15 protein-coding genes are annotated in these 15,181 nt (G+C 37.7%); 2 read left to right on the forward strand and 13 right to left on the reverse strand.

Annotated elements, in window-relative coordinates; translation table 11 throughout:
- Positions 1 to 21 precede the first annotated feature (21 nt).
- Both G3O09_RS15720 and acpS read right to left on the reverse strand, forming a co-directional pair.
- Positions 22 to 1,032, reverse strand: a complete 1,011-nt coding sequence (locus tag G3O09_RS15720) for a LolA family protein (RefSeq protein WP_163102433.1) — start codon at positions 1,030 to 1,032, stop codon at positions 22 to 24.
- Between the two features lie 285 nt (positions 1,033 to 1,317).
- Positions 1,318 to 1,668, reverse strand: a complete 351-nt coding sequence (gene acpS / locus G3O09_RS15725) for a holo-ACP synthase (RefSeq protein ID WP_163102434.1) — start codon at positions 1,666 to 1,668, stop codon at positions 1,318 to 1,320.
- A 93-nt stretch (positions 1,669 to 1,761) separates the two neighbouring features.
- On the opposite strand from acpS, the gene G3O09_RS15730 reads away from it, so the two are divergent.
- The gene (locus G3O09_RS15730) at positions 1,762 to 2,391 is read left to right on the forward strand and encodes a rhomboid family intramembrane serine protease (protein ID WP_163102435.1); all 630 of its coding nucleotides are present in this window, start codon (positions 1,762 to 1,764) and stop codon (positions 2,389 to 2,391) included.
- Here G3O09_RS15730 and G3O09_RS15735 read toward each other — a convergent pair.
- The 11 genes from G3O09_RS15735 to G3O09_RS15785 form a co-directional block, all read right to left on the reverse strand.
- Positions 2,336 to 3,817 (reverse strand): PH domain-containing protein, encoded by a 1,482-nt coding sequence (locus G3O09_RS15735; RefSeq protein WP_163102436.1) that lies wholly within the window; start codon positions 3,815 to 3,817, stop codon positions 2,336 to 2,338. The genes G3O09_RS15730 and G3O09_RS15735 overlap by 56 nt on opposite strands.
- Positions 3,810 to 4,289, reverse strand: a complete 480-nt coding sequence (locus tag G3O09_RS15740; RefSeq protein WP_240338463.1) for a PH domain-containing protein — start codon at positions 4,287 to 4,289, stop codon at positions 3,810 to 3,812. Before G3O09_RS15740 ends, G3O09_RS15735 begins: the two co-directional genes overlap by 8 nt.
- 105 nt (positions 4,290 to 4,394) lie before the next feature.
- Entirely contained in the window at positions 4,395 to 5,366 is a 972-nt protein-coding gene (uvsE, locus tag G3O09_RS15745; RefSeq protein ID WP_163102437.1) for a UV DNA damage repair endonuclease UvsE, read from the reverse strand.
- Between the two features lie 120 nt (positions 5,367 to 5,486).
- Positions 5,487 to 6,980, reverse strand: coding sequence for a degradosome RNA helicase CshA (gene cshA / locus G3O09_RS15750; protein ID WP_240338464.1), 1,494 nt, complete (start codon positions 6,978 to 6,980; stop codon positions 5,487 to 5,489).
- Between the two features lie 603 nt (positions 6,981 to 7,583).
- A complete protein-coding gene (locus tag G3O09_RS15755) occupies positions 7,584 to 8,279 on the reverse strand; it encodes an alpha/beta hydrolase (RefSeq protein ID WP_163102439.1) in 696 nt (231 codons plus the stop codon).
- Between the two features lie 51 nt (positions 8,280 to 8,330).
- Entirely contained in the window at positions 8,331 to 9,680 is a 1,350-nt protein-coding gene (locus tag G3O09_RS15760; RefSeq protein WP_163102440.1) for a globin-coupled sensor protein, read from the reverse strand.
- 192 nt (positions 9,681 to 9,872) lie between these two features.
- Complete coding sequence (locus tag G3O09_RS15765) at positions 9,873 to 11,249, reverse strand: UDP-N-acetylmuramoyl-tripeptide--D-alanyl-D-alanine ligase (RefSeq protein ID WP_163102441.1); 1,377 nt, start codon at positions 11,247 to 11,249, stop codon at positions 9,873 to 9,875.
- Between the two features lie 100 nt (positions 11,250 to 11,349).
- Positions 11,350 to 12,429 (reverse strand): D-alanine--D-alanine ligase, encoded by a 1,080-nt coding sequence (locus G3O09_RS15770; protein ID WP_163102442.1) that lies wholly within the window; start codon positions 12,427 to 12,429, stop codon positions 11,350 to 11,352.
- A gap of 457 nt (positions 12,430 to 12,886) precedes the next feature.
- Entirely contained in the window at positions 12,887 to 13,654 is a 768-nt protein-coding gene (locus G3O09_RS15775) for a hypothetical protein (RefSeq protein ID WP_163102443.1), read from the reverse strand.
- A gap of 201 nt (positions 13,655 to 13,855) precedes the next feature.
- A complete protein-coding gene (gene copZ, locus G3O09_RS15780) occupies positions 13,856 to 14,062 on the reverse strand; it encodes a copper chaperone CopZ (protein WP_163102444.1) in 207 nt (68 codons plus the stop codon).
- A 29-nt stretch (positions 14,063 to 14,091) separates the two neighbouring features.
- Positions 14,092 to 14,433, reverse strand: coding sequence for a metal-sensitive transcriptional regulator (locus tag G3O09_RS15785; RefSeq protein ID WP_163102445.1), 342 nt, complete (start codon positions 14,431 to 14,433; stop codon positions 14,092 to 14,094).
- Positions 14,434 to 14,631: 198 nt separating this feature from the next.
- On the opposite strand from G3O09_RS15785, the gene G3O09_RS15790 reads away from it, so the two are divergent.
- Positions 14,632 to 15,147: a GNAT family N-acetyltransferase gene (locus G3O09_RS15790; RefSeq protein WP_338048416.1), complete on the forward strand. Its 516-nt coding sequence runs from the start codon at positions 14,632 to 14,634 to the stop codon at positions 15,145 to 15,147.
- The last annotated feature ends 34 nt before the right edge of the window (positions 15,148 to 15,181 follow it).

A 15,181-nucleotide genomic window follows, 5' to 3' on the forward strand; every position in this document is an offset into this window, starting at 1 on the left:
GGCCTGCTGATGTTAGTCTGTTTATTTAATTGGATTACCCTGAACAGATCGAGCCACTTCAATCATTTCTTCCGGAGAAAGTTCTTTCGAAGCGAGTGTATAATCCACACCATCATATGTCCAAGTAATCATGTTTGCTGTCATTGCTCCAAGTGTGAATCCAAGATCCACCGGTTCACCAGTGACATTAGTTGGTGTCAAGGTAGTTTGTGCGATTTCCGTCTTTTCTTGAATTAGAGTAAAGCTCTTCTCCCCATCATAAGTTAAAACGAAACGCTTTCCATCTTCAGTTACCATTTCTTTTTCATCAACTAAAGTGACACCTTTAAGTTCAGCAACTGGATATTTTACAGCAAAGTCTTCTTCTTTCACTTCAGCCATTACTTGAACTTCAAGTTGAGCGCCAGTCATATTCTTCTTCATATCGAATGCATCCTTTTCAAAGGAAGCATCGAATTTCACGTTAGAGAATTCCACAATAACCAATGTATTCTTGTCAGGATCCATCACTTTCACACTAACAGGAGTCAAATCTTTTTTATTGATGGTAATTTCTTGATACGGAAGCATCTTATTATTTTGGTAACGAGTCTTCGTTTCAAACACATAATGTTTGTCTGTTGCTTTAAATGTTGAGGATTTATCTTCAATAATATCCTTCACCAAAGATTCGTATAAGTAAGCCTGGCTGCTATTTTTTGGCCACTCACTCTGGAAACGGAAACTCTTGTTCAATGCCGGCGTCAATACAAACACGCCTTCTTGATTACGAAGGATCATTTGGCTTTGATCCTTCTTCTCATTCTTTAAATTCACACGATAGAAATCTGGATCTTGATGCCATACTTCCACATTGTACACCTGTGGTTCAGTGCCCATTTTTAAAGTCATTTTGGCATCCGCTTTATACCCCTTCATATCGGCAACCTTCTCATCCAAAGCCTTCACAACTTCTTCTTGAGATTTCTGTCCGCAAGCAGAAAGGGTAAATAGAAGCATAAGTCCTGCAAATACCACTAACAATTTCTTCATCTTTTCAACCCCTTTTTATCATTTCTCATGAAAAGGGAGACGAAAAGGCTGGCAAAACATTCTTTTTTCCACTCTACTTGTCGAAATACCATACGTTGTGGACAAAACATGAGAGAGCTCCCTCTTGTTTTGCCATACTTTAGAATCGAAAGTCCCGAAGCTTTGATTGCCTTAGGAAATGTCTATCTACCTGGCCTTGTCTCACCTATAGCACTATGAGTATATGAGGTGAGATTTACGAATATGTCCAAGTATTGACAAGCTAAAAAGAAAAAAGAGAATTTATCATTCTTCAATGACAACTTGTGCCGCGGCATATTGGTGGCTGTGAGTAATTGACAAATGGACTTTACCATTTGCCGGCTTTGAGAAATACGGTTTTCCTCTTTCATCTGAAAGGATTTCCATGTCTATAAATTGCAAATCCTTCCCAATGCCAGTACCTAAAGCTTTCGAAAAAGCTTCCTTAGCGGCAAACCTTCCTGCTAAAAACTCTATTTTTCTTCCGTCCTTTAGACCTTCAAACTTTTCTTTTTCTGTCAATGTAAGAATACGGTCTACAAAGCGTGGTTGTCTCTGAGTAAGATTACGTATCCGATCAATTTCCACAATATCAAGGCCAATTCCAACTATCATCCTATCACCTTCTTCTATTTTAAAAGGTATATACATACATATAATGGACAAACAGGTACTATAGTTCTCACAGTAAAGAGAGGAGTAAAAATATTGTTACTAAGAACAGAAAACTTCCAGCAATTCGTAAGATACTATCCTATTTTCACTTCGATTGTTACGATTAATATTTTAGTTTTTTTATGTACAGCGATTCCATTTTTACCGAACCGGACGATTTTTGAGTCGTTAGCAGGTGTAAACCTCTGGATTTCTCAAGGAGAATATTGGAGATTACTGACCCCCATAATATTACACAGTTCATTTTCTCATCTTTTGTTCAATTGCTTTTCAACCGTACTCTTCGGACCTTACATTGAAAAATTGTTAGGCTCTTTCAACGTGCTCCTTTTTTATATTCTGTGCGGCATTGCCGGAAATACAGCCACTTACATCATACATCCTCTAACTTATACTCATTCTGGTGCAAGCGGGGCTATTTATGGACTTCTAGGATTTTATTTATATTTAGTTATGTTCCAAAAGAGGCAATTGTCCACACAAGATTCCCAAAGGATCGTCGTGCTCACGATTGTCGGAGTTGTCATGAGTACCTTCCAACCTAATATCAACATAGTCGGTCATCTAGGTGGATTAATGGCGGGATTTTTCTTGGCACCTATTTTCTTCAAAAATCCATTTCGTTTCCTTGGTCGATTCGGCCAGGCAGGAACCAAGTTTTGATGATATCCGCATCCTTTTCGTCCATATGAACGACTTTTCCCGTTCCAGGGCCAATTCCAAGCTTAATAAAAGCGCTAAGAGTAGACAATTGTTTACGTTTTTGAAACCAGCTTCTTTTCTTTTCTAGAGATTGAATTCTATTTTTCAACACTAAAAAGGTATGTTTTGAAACAGTACGGTACCTTAAGGATAGCTGCTGATGTTCCACAAACCACCCTGCAGTCCGGTAGTTCATGTAAGCCCAAACACCACTGATAGGTAATAGTAAAATGGATACGTATCCCCAAGGTCTCAAGAAAATTAAGGCAGCAACACATACCGGAATCCAAAGTACCCACTGTTGAAATAAATAGTTAGTAAATGACCGTTTCGGAACGACCTTAATGGCATTAGGATACTGATATGTAGGCACAAACTCTTGCAGAAGATTATGTATTCGTTCTTTTTTTACTAATGGAAAAAGCATGACTTTTGAAGCCTCTTGATCCATCACGGAACCAGCAGCATTCTCTAAATAAACTGTCGCATATCCTAATGGTTGCCTGACCAAATTTTCCACTATACGGATTGCTTGAATTTTCTTCAATGGAATTGTGATTTGCCTTCTTTCAAGGAGGCCTCTTGTAATGACCAATTCATCTTCTTTTTTCACAACGGTGAAGAAAGCGTATTTCAACACTATACCTGCAGTAGCGACAATGTAAGCAATGATTAGTCCAATTAATACAAGAATAGTCACAACTATAACTCCTGAAGCAATGAACTCTTCAAAACCTTTGAAGACCATTTCATATGGGATGAACTCTTCGAATTGAGAAAAGAAGGCCATCGCCCCTGAAAACACGACTCCTGCTCCTCCGGAAGTAATCCCCATAAGGATAAGCTCCTTTATACTTAACTGGAATTTAGAAAGAGTCGTAACTACCTCTTCTGTTTGTTCAGACCCTTCTTCCTCGAAAAGTGACTCTTTATCGCTTTTTTTCGAGTCCCGAATAGCTGTTTCAATCATGGAAGCTTCTTGCTTAGTAATGGCTGTCAGAACAGCTTCAGCCTGCATCCCTGACGTTCCAGCCGTTTCAATTTTGACTTTCACCAAACCAAATAATTGTTGTATGATTCCTTCAGAAAAATCAACGCTTTGAATTCTTTCAAATCGAATATACCGTTTATTCCTGATAAAAACCCCTTGTTCAATACGCAATTCACTATCTGTAAGTTCATAGGTAAAACGCCACCACGATATCAATCCATAAATTAGGATTAACAAACATGCACCTAAAATAATATATAACTCCATGCTTTCCCATTTTGAACCTTTATCCCCACCAAACACGAATAACACAATGAATGGAATAATAGCTTCTTTAAGTGTTTTTAAAGCGTTGGTGACAATGGCTACTTTATGTAACCTTTTAGGACTAGACATCGTCTTCACCTACGCTTGCCAGACTTGAAATTTTACGCCGTAGCTCATCAGCCTCATGGCTTTCTAGAGCAGGTATTTCGTGAATAGTGGCAGCAGTAGAAATAATAACCGTAGATAAACCATATTTTCTGAATATAGGTCCTTGTTTAGTGTCTACATGCTGAACCCTGTTCATCGGAAACAACGTCCGCTTTACTACAAAGATTCCTTTCTGAATGTCAATTTCACCTTCTCTAACTTCATATCTCCACCATTTCCAGCGTAATGAAGGCAACATCAACGTTAAGAATATGAAATCTAATAATGCTAAAGTCCAATAAATCACTATTGTCCAATTTGGCCAATCTAGAAATTTAGTCAAAACAGTTAAACCAATAGCAAAGGCTATCCCTATTAAAGAATAAAGAATACCTGATAGTCGCCATACCTTTACCGCTTTTTTTGAAATTGTATTCATGCCCCGCTGCTGCAAAATAAGCCCTCCTTTTTCCAATCACCTTGTATATGTAGATAGTACCATACTAATCCCATTTTAGTGTGAAGAGAAAAACCCAATATAAAATGGCTTATTCTTTCATTAAATTACGATAAAACTACTATCGTTTACCTTCTTTATCTCCTTTTTCGCGGATAATTCCTCCATTAAGCGAAATAAAGCATCATCCTTTTGTTTCGCTTCAATCATACAATCTATTTGTGGTACAGTTCCCTTCACTTTTTCCACGAAACTCCAGAACATATCCACATCCACATAATCCGCATGCGCTAAAAAATCTTTATCGGACCTTGGGCTGGAAATATGCATTTTTAGAGGCAGTTGGGATTGTTGCCATGTACTCACTATTCGATCCCACTGAGTTTCCCATTGTTCTTCATTCCCTTTGTTCGCTAAATGGTGATGATAGTCAAAAACAAGGGGTACACCCAATTTTTCACAAAGATATAAGGTTTCATTTAACGTGAAGGTGGTATCATCATTTTCCAGCATTATCATTTCTTGAATCTTACTGGGAACCAATCCCCAGTTAAGAATAAATTGTTCCAAAGCTTTCTCTTTATCATCATAAGCTCCCCCTACATGCATGACGCATCGATGTTTCGTATTAATTCCCATTCCTTTAAGTAAGCTATAATGCATCCGCAATGTCCGTATGGATGTATTTAAAATATCTATATCTGTTCCATTTAGAAGGACAAAATGATCTGGATGGAAATCCACTCTCATATCACTTCGACTTTGAAGGAAATCCTTGATTGCCTGTAATTCATTTTTTAAAGGCTTTAAGAAATCCCAATCAGGCAAATCAGGATGATTCGCAAGTGGAACAAGCCTTGAACTAAACCGAAAGAAAGTGATCTCGTGAGCAAGATTATGCCTTAGTAAGCGTAAACAATTATGTAAGTTGGTTTTTGCAATTCTTTCTAACTTATGGATGGCCGCTTCTCTATCCTTGATTTTAGAAAATTGACTGTACGTCATAGTCTTTGAAGGAGAAGCATTCTGGACATGGACACTCATTGCGACGTATCCTAATCGAAAAATGGTCACTTCTGGCACCTCAACTGTTTTTTTATAGTATTGGCAAAGAAGAAAGAGAACATGTCGACTATAAAAATGACTAAAGACATAAAAACCCGACTTCTGAGGAAGTCGGGTTACTTATCATTATTAGTTACTTGATTTTTCTTTACGTGAACGACCAAATCCATTTGATTTACGGTCACGATCGCCACCACTGCCAGAGCGTTTCTTACCACCAAAGTCTCTACGACCTCTATCGCTAGAGCCGCCTCTGTTATTTCTTCCACCACTATTTGAGAAAGGCTTTCTTTCGCGTTTTGAGCGAATTGGAGCTTCCTCTGTCAACTTAATAGGTGTTGCATCAGGCTCTTTTGTCATGATTTTCAAGACGCTTGCCACAAGCTCTTCTGCACTATATCTAGAAAGTAAATCTTTTGCATTTGGCAAGTATACAGATAGATCATCACTTTCAATTGTTTGAACGATTTTATCTGTTACCGCTTTTTGTTGTCCTTCTAAAGCTTCTGACAACGTAGGCGTTTTTAAAAGTTCCATACGTTTATTCGTTGTTCTCTCAATTACATATAGTTGTGATCTTTCTCTATACGTAACAAACGAGATCGCAACTCCAGTTTTTCCAGCACGTCCTGTTCTACCGATACGGTGAACATAGCTCTCTGCATCTTGTGGGATATCAAAGTTGTAAACGTGTGTAACACCTGAAATATCAAGACCACGAGCAGCCACGTCAGTCGCAACAAGGACATCAATGCTGCCTTCTTTAAACTTTTTCAAAACTGAAAGACGTTTAGCTTGGCTTAAATCACCATGAATTCCTTCTGCTGTATATCCACGTAAAGTCAATGCAGAAGATAGCTCATCTACACGTCTTTTCGTACGACCGAAGATGATTGCTAATTCTGGTGTTTGAATGTCAAGTAGGCGAGTAAGCGCATCGAACTTCTCTCCTTCTTTCACTTCAAGGTAGTATTGTTGGATTCTATCCACTGTCATTTCTTTCGCTTTTACCTTCACAAGGTGAGGATCATTCATGAATTTCTCAGCAATTTTGCGGATTGGGTCAGGCATAGTTGCAGAGAAAAGCAATGTTTGATGCTCTTCCGGAACAGTTGAAAGGATTGATTCAATATCTTCAATGAATCCCATGTTTAGCATTTCATCTGCTTCGTCCAATACAACAGTCTGGACATCACCAAGACGAAGTGTTTTACGTTTAATATGGTCTAATAAACGACCTGGTGTTCCAACGATAATATGAGGCTTCTTCTTCAGAGCTCTGATCTGACGGTCGATATCTTGACCACCGTATACTGCAAGAACACTCACTTTTTTACCGTATCCTAATTTATATAACTCCTCTGACACTTGAATCGCAAGCTCACGAGTAGGGGCAATAACGATTCCTTGGACATGTTCTGCTTTAATGTCAATCTTCTCTAATAATGGAATCCCAAAAGCAGCTGTTTTTCCAGTACCTGTTTGAGCTTGTCCGATTAGATCTTTTCCTTGTAATGCTACAGGTATAGTTTGTGCTTGAATCGGAGTAGCCTCTTCAAATCCCATTCTTTCAATTGATTTTAATGTAGACTTCTGTAATCCTAATTCGCTAAATAATGTCAAAATTCCTAACTCCTTTTTTCTTTGAATTGTGTATATCTTTAGAAAAAGTTTTCTCATTATCACCATTTAGAAATGATATAACTGAAGGGAGTATATGGAGGTCTTAAGCTTTCCTAGCCAAAGAACATACTTAGCCCAGAAGCTATTAAACCTATATATAGCTTTTCCTACAGGAGAGAAGGTTAAGTAAGGACAATATTTCCTGTCACTGACTTAGTCCAATCTTTTTCATACACAAAACAGGCCAACATGACACGGAGTATGGGACCATAATAGAAGGTCCATTTCCTTCTATATACTAATTTCGATAGCGCGTATCGAGTAAACATAAATCTGTATGGTCGCATCTTTTTCAATTGCAAAGAACACCGTTGCCAGCTGAAAATTCGCATGGCCTATTTTATAAATTAAAAAATTTCATCCTCATATCGTAAGGATCGAAAAGAAATCTCTTTCAAAAGATAAATGAAAACAACTTTAAAATAACAAGAAGGACAATAAAAAATATTGTCCTGAAAGTCCAAGGTTGCAAATGACGATCATGCAAACCTAAAGTTGCATTAAAGCTAATATTAACACGGGGATATTCTTTATGCAAGACAGTTAAGTCAGTTGATCACCTAAAAAGGAATGAATTTCCTGAAAAAGATTTAGCTTTTCTTCACAATGGCAAATTAAGTGTTTAGCATTTTCCACATGAATAATTTTCTTATCTCGGGATGACAAGTGTTGATAGATGTAATCTGCACTTTTGGGAGGAACAATGCCATCTAGCCCTCCTTGTGCAATAAGTGTAGGTATGGAGATAGTTTCCATCAAAGGGATTACCCTAGCCACTAAAGTTCTGAACTGGATTGTCGCACTTAGAGGCGTTTTTTTGATTTTGTTCTTATACCGTAAGAACAGTTCATTTTGTTGGTGTTGCCCTTTTACTGCTTCCTTTACCAAATCCACAATATCCAAGGTCAATTGTCTGAGATGAACGTATTTTGCAGCAGCACTCAACAATACAAGCTTTTCTACTGGATATTTCGAAGCAAGATGACATGCAATCATCCCCCCCATGGAAAATCCAATTACATACACCTTCTCACAATACCCTATCAACTCTTGCAAGGCCTCTTCTGCACACTCCATCCATTCTGTATAAGAAATGCCCTTTAAGGAACCTTCTTCTTCATGTCCTGGCAGTGTTGGCACAATGATTTCCCAATTTGTGTTTTTTCTAAGGTACTCAGCCAAAGGTTCCACTTCATAAAGAGATCCAGTAAAGCCATGAATGCATAAACAGCCGATCATATTATCACCGTTTCTGTTTAGTTTAATCTTTAATACCCCGATACCAAAAAATTAAGCCTTAATTTTCCCCGTCAGCTCCATGTTCAAATGACTGAGGTGCTCCGCCATCTTCGCAATTTCATAAGAAGCAAACATAATATCTTCAAACGTTTTATTAAAATTGCTTATTGCCATTGCAAATTGACTTATTCTTGAATCATTATTTTTTACACTTTCTACTGATTTGTCTAAAATCCCTATAATTCGACCATTCATTTCCCTGTAATGGCTTGTGTCATTTACAAGGATACGGAAACTTTTATCAAACTTTTCTATGGTCTCTTGGACAGTAGCTATTTGTTGTTGTATATGATCTAGCGCCTCCTCCGTTTGGCGGGCGAGCTTCCGTACTTCTTGTGCTACTATTGAAAACCCACGCCCATGCTCCCCTGCTCTAGCCGCTTCAATGGCAGCATTCAATGAAAGGATATTGGTCTGAATAGAGATACCTCGAATGGATTTCACTACATGGCCAATTTGCACGGAGCACTCAGTCAGCTCCAGTGTCATGTTTTTAGTTGAATGAATGAGATCGACAATCCCATCCACTTTAATATGAGAGGAAATTACATTTACCTTTCCAGCCTCTACTTGCTCGATCATATTTTGAGAAATTGATTGAATAGACTCAATTTCATCCATCATTTGTTTAATTGATTCCTCTTTATCTTCTATTGAAGAAGTTGTTTCCTCTGCACTTGCTGCCAATCTAGCAGAAGAATCGTTTAGACTGTGTTGGATCGCTTCAATCTCCCCTAACTTTAGCATAGACGCGGTATAGGATTCTATGTATGTTTCGATTGCGATTTGCATATCAAACGAGCATAATTTTTGGAAAGATAAATATAGTTCAGCTATTACCTCCTTACTTTCTATTGATGAGGTCATTACTTGAAGTACTTCGTTTTGAAGGAGAGTGTATGCTCCAATGTACCATTCAGGGAATAGACCAATCCTATTGTGGACCTTACCGATCATTTTCCTTCTATTGATATATTGTTCTCCGATATCACCAGAAACCATTTCTAAAACATAACGGGTCAACGTTTGTTTTAATCTGTCAACTGTGGAATTATCTTGGATGATGGCTGTTAAATGAGGAATTTCCAATAATCTTGAATAAAAGGAACTTACAATTTTATCTGCATTCATTTCAATCAATGGTCGCATCCTGAGAAGATTCATCATATCTTTTTCAGATAAACCAACAAATTTAAGCTGATGTGCTTTTTTGCTTTTCATTAATTCTTGGTAGTGTATGTGGATGTTTGTCGAATCATTGTTGGCAACAAGATTTTGTTTTGATACATATTGATTATCATTCCTGCTTAAAAATAGTGTTTTAATGGGACAACTACTCATACTTTACCTCCAGATCAACTCGTGGAACTATTATTTTTCACAAGTATATCTCGCAGGCAAGAAAAATCACTGAATAAATTATTACAATTTTATGAAAATATAGTAAATTATACCTATTTCCACTATTATCACAATGCATATAAAAAAGCGGATAACTCAACTGACGTTCGATTTATCCGCTCAAACTATTCATTACTTGGCAGTTTCTTTTCCAATCAATGCATGGACTACTTCCTCAAGCTCCATTCCTCTGGACGCCTTCACTAATACAAGAACATCTTTTCCGACATGTTTTTGAAGTTCAGTGATTAAGATCTCTTTGTCTTCAAAAGGCATGATGTTCTGCTTAGGTAGTACATTTTCTGCCCCTTCCGCAATAGACTTGCCTAAACGTCCAAATGTAAATAGAAAATCTACAGAGGATGGGACTTGCTTTCCTAAATCTTTATGGAATTCTACTTCGTTTGGACCGAGTTCAAGCATGTCTCCGAGTACTAGAATTTTCTTTTCAAATCCTTTTAATTCCGCTACAAGATCCATGGCTGCTTTCATGGAAGAAGGGCTTGCATTGTATGCATCATTAATGACCTTCTCGCCATTGATCCCTTTTTGCATCTCCATCCGCATATTCGTCAATTTTACCGACTGTAACCCAACCTTCATTTGTTCTACGGTGACACTAAGCTCATTCGCAACTAACATTGCGGCCATAGCATTCAATACATTATGAGCACCTAAGACCGGCAGAATGAAATCCTCGGAATACATATTCGTCTTGAACAAAGTGTCTTCTTCTCTCGTTTGGATCGACAAAGGATACATTTTATTATCATGCTCCAAACCGAAGGAGAGTGTCTTAAATCCTGGTGAAGATACTCTTTCTTGAAGGAGCGGTTCATCACCGTGATATACGAGTGCACCTTCAGGCTTCAGACCTTTCACAATTTCTAACTTCGCCTCTGCAATTCCTTCACGAGAGCCTAAGTCTAATAAATGAGCTTCCCCAATGTTAGTGATGATGGCAATGTCAGGTTGAGCCAGTGTGGAAAGGAGCTCTATTTCTCCTTTTCCGCTCATACCCATTTCAAGCACGACGACTTCAACATCAGATGGCATAGATAATATAGTCAGAGGCAAACCTAAATGGTTATTAAAGTTTCCACTGGTTTTATGAACACGAAAGGTTGTAGAAAGTAACGCCGCTGTAATGTCTTTCGTTGTTGTCTTTCCATTGCTGCCTGTAATGCCAACAACCTTTGGATTGACCTCTTCTAAGTAACGCTTAGATAATTCCTGCAGGGCAAGTAAAGGATCTTCTACTATTAATATAGGCAGATGTAATGGGGGATTAGGGACATCCTTTTTCCAAAAAGCAGCAGCCGCTCCTGATGCAATCGCCTTTTCAACATATTGATGTCCGTCTACATTTCCTCCAGGGAATGGCACAAATAAATTCCCTTTTTCAACCTTGCGGGAATCAATCGTGACACCTTGGATTTCAATATCCAAGTTTTTTTCTAGTGTTATTCCGATCATTTTCGCAACATCTTCAAGACTTCGTTTAATCATTGGGATCATCACTCCATTCGATATGTAAACCATTTAGCTTTTTTTGCAAAACGAGCAGAAGCATCGTCAATTCATTTGACTGTAGCTTCTGCTCTATTTCCTAAAACGTATACTTTATTTTTTGTTTTTCGTCATATCTTTCCTTTGCTAACATGACTAGTTTTTCAATTAACTCCGGATACTCGACACCTGTATGCTTCCATAATAACGGGAACATACTGAATGGAGTAAAACCAGGCATTGTATTCACTTCGTTCATAAATAGCTTTCCATCTTTAGTTAGGAAGAAATCGGCTCTAACTAATCCAGAGCAATCAAGTGCTTTAAAAGCACGGATTGCAAGCTCATGCAACTCTTCGTAAACTCCTTCAGGAAGTTCAGCCGGAATGATTAGTCCTGTATCTCCATCTTCGTACTTTGCCTTGTAATCGTAAAATGCTTTCTTTGGTACAATTTCTCCTGCAACAGAACATTCAGGATTATCATTTCCAAGTACTCCAATTTCGATTTCCCTAGCTGTAACGCCTTCTTCTATTATGATTTTTCGATCAAATTGGAAGGCTTCTACGAATGCAGCCTTCAGCTCGTCCTTGTTCGTACATTTACTAATACCAACACTTGAACCTAGGTTCGCTGGTTTTACAAAGCAAGGGTATCCAAGCTGTTCTTCAACCTTTTCATAAGCTGCTTCTTCATCTTTCTCCCATTCAGAACGAATGTACCAAACATAGTTCACCTGAGGTAATCCAGCTTGGGCGAAGATATTCTTCATGATGACTTTATCCATCCCGGCTGAAGAAGCCAATACTCCGTTTCCTACGTAAGGTAAATTCAAGATTTCCAGCATGCCTTGGACAGTACCGTCCTCACCATTTGGTCCGTGTAATAATGGGAATATAACATCAAAGCCACTTGGCTCATCTTTTTGTTGAACAGGTAATAATTGAGTTTGAACCGCGGATAAACCTGTCACATTAGAAGTGTATATTAATTCTTCAACTGTGCTCGCTGGTCCGGTAAGCTGAGGTCCTGTAATCCACTGACCCTCAGTGTTGATATAAATCGGATGTATTTCAAATTTCTCAAAGTCCAATGCTTTATTAACTGCCAAAGCAGTCTGTAATGATACCTTATGTTCTGCGGATTTACCACCATATAGTAGGCCAATTCTTGTTTTCATTGTATACCCTCCAATAATCAGTACCCCTTTATTGTATCACTTTACTAATAAAACGTTAATCTGTACAAATACTCTATTTTACATATCTAAGAAGGGTCCTCATTTGCACTCATACGTATAAATGGGATGACTTACCTATCCATTCCCACCTTTTACTATATGAAACCATATGCTAGACCGAACACCCTGTAGGTAACATTTTTCGATGGGCTACATAAAAATTCTATCTAAATGAACGCAAAGACATTAGTAAAAAATCGATTAATGTTGTTTATTCTATTACAATCCATTCATGTTAGGAATCATCGTCAACATGACTTAGGGTTGGAAATGTCCTACTCTTTGTAGATTCATCAAGCGGCACAGGAAGTAAAGATGCCGCCCAAGAAACTATCCATTATACATGGATAAGAAAGAGCCTTGCAGAATCAAATGCTGCAAGGCTCTCCATATCTCACTATTTAAGAACAATAGACCATTCTTTCGTCTTTCGTTGATAGATAATTTTCGCGTCTGGAAGCTGGGATTTATTTTCTTCGAACCGATCCATCATATCATCCATGTTGAAGAAGTCACCCACTACCCATATTGGAATTTCCATCCGATTTCTTGTTTGTTGAATGTGCTTGAAAGAAACGGCCATACCCTCGGTCATCAAATGGGATAGCCTCATCAACGTTTCCACAGGCATATCTGGGTATTCATTTCTTTTCTTGATCCCTAGCCAGGTTCTTTCAATTTTCAAACTATCCATTTTAAAGGGTACCAATTTACCAAGCATATAAAAATAATGATCTAACGACCTGTAGTAAATTTTATTAAACCAACCATCATCGTGAGCGAGATACACATACTGGTTATTTAACTTCCGGAAAAAAGGTGGTTGAAGATGCGTCTTACAATGCCCTAGATAAAGAAGGTCCGCAATCTCTTTCCCTTCAAGCTCATCCAGCCCGATTTCATCCTCGAAATCTATCCAACAAAAATCCCCGTAGGCATGTACATCTTCTTTAAGCAGGTGAGGCAAGCTTTCTTGTGTTACATATTCCAATAGAGTATTCATATTGAAATCGCCGTCTTCATATTTATGCTTTAATAACAGCAAATTTGTTAATGGCTCTGGGGCCGATAGGGCAAATTCATAGAACTCAAAACCGCTAGATAGTACAAATCGTTCTGAAGCGTGTAAATGTAAATAGAGAATATCTCGTTGATTGTTTCTCATGTCTTGCCCTACCCCCAAGCCCTTATCCGTTAAAAGTTACCCTTATTGTACCAAAAAAACACATTGAAAATTAACAAATCGAAATCTTTATTGAAATAATTTATTATTATTTTAAAACAATAAAAAACTCCATTAAACATAGCCACACCGATTGGTTTACTACGTTAGACAGAGTCCTTATTATTTATATTCATCTAAATATTATTGAACATCATATCCTTGATCATCAATCGTCTCTTTGATAGTTTCTAATGTAACGACAGCTGCATCAAATTCTACATTAACCTTTGCTTCACCTAAATTTACCTCAACAGTCTTTACTCCATCGAGCTTCCCTACACTACCTTCGATTGCCTTTACACAATGGCCACAAGACATGCCTTGAACAGATAATAAAGCCTTTTCCATTTATCATTTACCTCCATACTAAATCAATCTTATTTTTTAATTAAGCGATCAATCGTCACTAGTATTTCATCTAACGCTTCCATATCTCCATCTTGAATGCGTTCAACTATGCAGCTTTTCATATGTCCTTCAAGCAACAATTTAGCTACACTATTCAAAGCAGATTGGGTTGCAGAGATTTGAGTGATGATATCATCGCAATAAACATCCTTTTCGACCATACCTTTAATGCCGCGGATTTGCCCTTCCACTCGATTTAATCGTGTGATAAGATTTTTTTTCACCTTTTCAGAATGGTGACTTTTACGCTCATTCGTAGAGCAACAGTTCTCTTCTTCATGATTTAATGGATTTAGGTTACCTTCATTCATTTTATAACCTCCCTACAAATATAATATTACTATACCCCCCTACTGTATACAACTTTATATTAATTAATCAGAATTTATTAATGACCTTCGCACATTCTTAATTGAATGGCTAGGTTCTTCTCTTTTTATTCATTACTATTTTCGCATTTTCCAATTTTTGTTACAATATATAGAAAATTATGAATACGAGGTATCCTTATGTTAATACGAGCTGCAAGTATAGATGATATCAAAGGAATGGCTAAGGTACATGTGGATTCCTGGAAAACGACCTATAAGGGAATCGTTCCTGATTCTGCGCTTAATAATCTGTCTTACGAGGCTAGAGAAGAATTGTGGAAATCGGTTTTAAGTCAAGAAAATAGTCCAGTCTATACTTTTGTTGCCGAGCTAGACGGAGAAATTATAGGGTTCTCTAACGGTGGACCTGAAAGAACAAAAAAATATGATTATTTAGGGGAAGTCTATACACTTTATCTCCTTCAAGAACATCAGAAAAAAGGGATTGGCAAAAAATTAATGCAAACACTTGTGTCTTCCCTACAAGAGAATGGTCTAGATTCTATTATGGTTTGGGTTCTTGAAGAAAATCCATCACGTGCTTTCTATGAAAGTTTTTACCCAGAGAAAGTCGATATAGAGCTAATAGAAGAATGGAATGCTAATGAGATTGCATTAGGATGGAAAGATGCACAAACGATTTTGCAAAAATAACGTAAAAAAGGTTATCCCTGAAGATAACCTTTTT

It is taken from the genome of Peribacillus alkalitolerans, from assembly GCF_010882125.1.
In the GTDB taxonomy this organism is placed as follows: domain Bacteria; phylum Bacillota; class Bacilli; order Bacillales; family DSM-1321; genus Bacillus_BN; species Bacillus_BN alkalitolerans.

What these genes read in the sequence shown, in the direction of transcription:
- G3O09_RS15720 (WP_163102433.1), bottom strand. Translation starts at nt 1,032, where the DNA reads ATGAAGAAATTGTTAGTGGTATTTGCAGGACTTATGCTTCTATTTACC.
- acpS (WP_163102434.1), bottom strand. Translation starts at nt 1,668, where the DNA reads ATGATAGTTGGAATTGGCCTTGATATTGTGGAAATTGATCGGATACGT.
- G3O09_RS15735 (WP_163102436.1), bottom strand. Translation starts at nt 3,817, where the DNA reads ATGTCTAGTCCTAAAAGGTTACATAAAGTAGCCATTGTCACCAACGCT.
- G3O09_RS15755 (WP_163102439.1), bottom strand. Translation starts at nt 8,279, where the DNA reads ATGATCGGCTGTTTATGCATTCATGGCTTTACTGGATCTCTTTATGAA.
- G3O09_RS15760 (WP_163102440.1), bottom strand. Translation starts at nt 9,680, where the DNA reads ATGAGTAGTTGTCCCATTAAAACACTATTTTTAAGCAGGAATGATAAT.
- G3O09_RS15765 (WP_163102441.1), bottom strand. Translation starts at nt 11,249, where the DNA reads ATGATTAAACGAAGTCTTGAAGATGTTGCGAAAATGATCGGAATAACA.
- G3O09_RS15770 (WP_163102442.1), bottom strand. Translation starts at nt 12,429, where the DNA reads ATGAAAACAAGAATTGGCCTACTATATGGTGGTAAATCCGCAGAACAT.
- G3O09_RS15775 (WP_163102443.1), bottom strand. Translation starts at nt 13,654, where the DNA reads ATGAGAAACAATCAACGAGATATTCTCTATTTACATTTACACGCTTCA.
- copZ (WP_163102444.1), bottom strand. Translation starts at nt 14,062, where the DNA reads ATGGAAAAGGCTTTATTATCTGTTCAAGGCATGTCTTGTGGCCATTGT.
- G3O09_RS15785 (WP_163102445.1), bottom strand. Translation starts at nt 14,433, where the DNA reads ATGAATGAAGGTAACCTAAATCCATTAAATCATGAAGAAGAGAACTGT.
- G3O09_RS15790 (WP_338048416.1), top strand. Translation starts at nt 14,632, where the DNA reads ATGTTAATACGAGCTGCAAGTATAGATGATATCAAAGGAATGGCTAAG.